Genomic DNA, 548 nt, shown 5'->3' with positions numbered 1-548 from the left:
TAAAGACTATCAAAAATTCACTCCTTATGGTTTGGACTTTAAACTTTATAGTAAAGATTTTATCACTAAACTTGATTTTAAAGATGAAGCTTATAATGTGCTTTATAATACAGGAGTTTAAATGGGAGAAGATATTATACTTTCTATTTTTTGGGGTTTATTTGGATTTATTCTTGCTTTTACTAATATAAAATTTTATCTTACAACTTTAAGTGTTCTTGTTGTCTTTTCTATTTTAAATTATTGGATTAAAATTAACATAAAAGAATTTGTAAAATCTTATTTTTTAATATCTTTTATTATCTTTTTTATGGCTATTGTTATCATATTTTATCTTACTTATGATCTTGAATTTTATAAATCGCTTGTATTACTTGATCCTCCAGAAATTGAAAAATTATCACCGCAAGAATATAGAGTGCGTAATTATTTTAAATTTTTAACCTTTGCAACTATGTTTTTTTTAGTAATCACATTTATCATATTTCCTTGTTTATTACAAGCTTATTTTTTTAAATGTTATAGCACAGGAGAAAAACACAAAAAAT

1 protein-coding gene is annotated in these 548 nt (G+C 22.4%); it reads left to right on the top strand.

Features of this window, described 5'->3' with window-relative positions:
- Positions 1–121: 121 nt before the first annotated feature.
- On the top strand, positions 122–548 hold a 427-nt coding region (locus BGS40_RS07100; RefSeq protein WP_096738554.1), incomplete at its 3' end, for a hypothetical protein.

It is taken from the genome of Campylobacter sp. 107 (genome assembly GCF_002383835.1).
Taxonomy (GTDB): domain Bacteria; phylum Campylobacterota; class Campylobacteria; order Campylobacterales; family Campylobacteraceae; genus Campylobacter_D; species Campylobacter_D jejuni.
The sequence above is the reverse complement of the archived record's forward strand: the minus strand, read 5'-3'. Positions and strand labels throughout refer to the sequence as shown.